Genomic DNA, 2434 nt, shown 5'->3' on the forward strand with positions numbered 1-2434 from the left:
TAAGGGCGCTACGTTCAAAAGTAAATCTCACCCTATCCGCACCAACTAGTGGTATTATTTGTAGTTAGAATGTTGATTCTATGGCAAAAGGCCATTCCATGAACAGAGAAGAAACGCACTGTGATGTTGTCTAAATTCAACCGAAACAAACACCAACAGCACCTTGCGCAACTGCCAAAAATTTCTCAGTCAGTTGCTGATTTCACCACGCTGTACTCCCCGGCAGATTTTCGCAAGACGCTGTTGGAAAAAATCGCGTCTGCCACCCAGCGCATCTGCATCGTGGCTCTCTATCTGGAAAATGATGAAGGTGGCCGCGCCATCCTTTCTGCACTGTATGCAGCGAAAAAACAGAGCCCGGAGCTGGACATCCGCATACTGGTCGACTGGCATCGCGCCCAGCGCGGCCGCATAGGTGCAGCCGCCTGCGCCACTAACGCTGACTGGTACTGCGAGATGGCCGCGGAAAATCCCGGCTTTGCCATTCCGGTCTATGGCATCCCGGTAAATACCCGTGAAGCCCTCGGGGTGCTTCATCTCAAAGGGTCAATTATTGATGATACGGTGTTTTACACCGGTGCCAGCTTTAACGATGTCTACCTGCATCAGAAAGATAAATACCGTTACGATCGCTATCAGCTGATCGGCAACCGCGTGCTGGCCGATACCATGTTTAAGTGGAGCGATACCAACCTGATTGAGGCCGAAGCTGTGCATCGCCTCGACCAGGTCGAACGCCCAAAAAGTCCGGAAATTAAGAATGAAACGCGCCAGTTCCGACAGAATTTACGCGGCTTTGATTATCAGTTCAACGGCGATGCGAATAACGAAGAGCTGGCGGTAACCCCGCTGGTCGGGCTGGGTAAGCGCAGCCTGTTGAATAAAACCATTTTCCATCTGATGCCCTGCACCGAACAGAAGCTGACCATCTGTACGCCATACTTCAATCTGCCTGCTATTCTAGTGCGCAATATTATCTGGCTGCTGCGCTGGGGCAAAGAGGTGGAGATTATCGTTGGTGATAAGACCGCCAATGACTTCTATATTCCGCAGGATCAGCCGTTCAAAATTATCGGTGCGCTGCCTTATCTGTACGAGATTAACCTGCGACGCTTCCTCAGCCCTTTGCAGTATTACATCAACAGCGGGCAGCTGACGGTACGCCTGTGGAAAGATGGTGAAAACAGCTATCACCTGAAGGGGATGTGGGTGGATGACGAGTGGATGATGGTGACCGGTAACAATCTCAACCCGCGCGCTTGGTGCCTAGACCTGGAAAATGCGGTGCTGATCCACGATCCGCTCCAACAACTCACTGAGCAACGTGACCGTGAGCTAAGCCTGATCCGCGGGCATACCACGATTGTGCAGCATTTTCATGATCTGGAGAGCATCGCTGATTATCCGGTTAAAGTCCGCAAGCTGATCCGCCGCCTGCGCCGTATCCGTATCGACCGGTTAATTAGCCGCATCCTGTAAGCGACTATAATGCTCAAATCCAGCCCTGTTTTTACAAGGCTTTTTATGGGAGTGGAGGGAATTGACGATGCGTTTTTTCATGCTGGTGGTACTGTTGATATGCAGCGGCTGTACTCATATGGCTCAGGATCGGTGGACTGGTCGCGATAAAGCGCAGCATTTTTTGTCATCAGCCTTTCTTTCCGCCGCGGGGAACGCTTACGGCGAACGTCAGAACTGGAGTTCGGGCCACAGCGGCAGCTTCGGCGTGTTGTTTTCCGTCAGTCTGGGGGCGGCAAAAGAGTTTTATGACAGCCGGGAAGGCGGTAGCGGGTGGAGCTGGAAGGATTTTAGCTGGGATATAGCCGGTGCTGCCACCGGCTATGCATTATGGAATCTCAGCCAGTAGTGTAGTACAGTTTCAGCCCTTTACCTCTACGGTGCAGCATCAGCGATACAAGGAAGGCAACGGCACCCATCCCGGAAACATACCAGAAGAAGCTGGTTTGCTGCCTGCCGCTTTCAGCGACAGCGCCACCCAATTGTATTCGGTTAAGCTCTTGCCGGAGCATGGAAGGAGTTCCAGCGGCACTGTTGCAAAGATCTGGCGATGGTAAACTGATGCCACTGTTTAGTTGAAGGAGCAGCACATGAACCCATTTAAAGGTTGACATTTTGAGCGTCATATTATCCTGTGGGCCGTCCGCTGGTACTGGCGTTAACCTTTCGGTTTTGGCTCATGGCATCTCGATGAAACCTACGTGAAGGTCAACGGACGCTGGGCTTATCTGTACCGCGCCGTCGACAGCAGGGGCTGCACCATTAACTTTTACCTGTCTTCACGTCGTCACACCAAAGCCGCCTATCGCTTTATGGGTAAACTTCTGAATAATACGAAGCGCCTGCAAATTCCACGGTTGATCAACACAGATAAAGTGTAGTGGTCAACTAATACTGGCCACAGCATTAGACTGTA

Annotated in this window: 3 protein-coding genes and 1 pseudogene; 3 read left to right on the plus strand and 1 reads right to left on the minus strand. The window is 51.6% G+C overall.

Annotated features, from left to right (window positions below):
* Positions 1 to 123: 123 nt before the first annotated feature.
* Complete coding sequence (pssA, locus tag BBW68_RS04725) at positions 124 to 1479, plus strand: CDP-diacylglycerol--serine O-phosphatidyltransferase (RefSeq protein ID WP_070134230.1); 1356 nt, start codon at positions 124 to 126, stop codon at positions 1477 to 1479.
* Positions 1480 to 1546: 67 nt separating this feature from the next.
* Complete coding sequence (locus BBW68_RS04730; RefSeq protein ID WP_070134231.1) at positions 1547 to 1867, plus strand: YfiM family lipoprotein; 321 nt, start codon at positions 1547 to 1549, stop codon at positions 1865 to 1867.
* Here BBW68_RS04730 and BBW68_RS18735 read toward each other — a convergent pair.
* Positions 1857 to 2030, minus strand: coding sequence for a hypothetical protein (locus tag BBW68_RS18735; RefSeq protein WP_186821275.1), 174 nt, complete (start codon positions 2028 to 2030; stop codon positions 1857 to 1859). The genes BBW68_RS04730 and BBW68_RS18735 overlap by 11 nt on opposite strands.
* 114 nt (positions 2031 to 2144) lie before the next feature.
* On the opposite strand from BBW68_RS18735, the pseudogene BBW68_RS15810 reads away from it, so the two are divergent.
* A pseudogene (locus BBW68_RS15810) lies at positions 2145 to 2393 on the plus strand (DDE-type integrase/transposase/recombinase); the annotation flags it as partial.
* Between the last annotated feature and the right edge of the window lie 41 nt (positions 2394 to 2434).

This window comes from Candidatus Erwinia dacicola (assembly GCF_001756855.1).
GTDB classification, from domain to species: domain Bacteria; phylum Pseudomonadota; class Gammaproteobacteria; order Enterobacterales; family Enterobacteriaceae; genus Erwinia; species Erwinia dacicola.

What these genes read in the sequence shown, in the direction of transcription:
- BBW68_RS18735 (WP_186821275.1), bottom strand. Translation starts at nt 2,030, where the DNA reads ATGCTCCGGCAAGAGCTTAACCGAATACAATTGGGTGGCGCTGTCGCT.
- pssA (WP_070134230.1), top strand. Translation starts at nt 124, where the DNA reads ATGTTGTCTAAATTCAACCGAAACAAACACCAACAGCACCTTGCGCAA.
- BBW68_RS04730 (WP_070134231.1), top strand. Translation starts at nt 1,547, where the DNA reads ATGCGTTTTTTCATGCTGGTGGTACTGTTGATATGCAGCGGCTGTACT.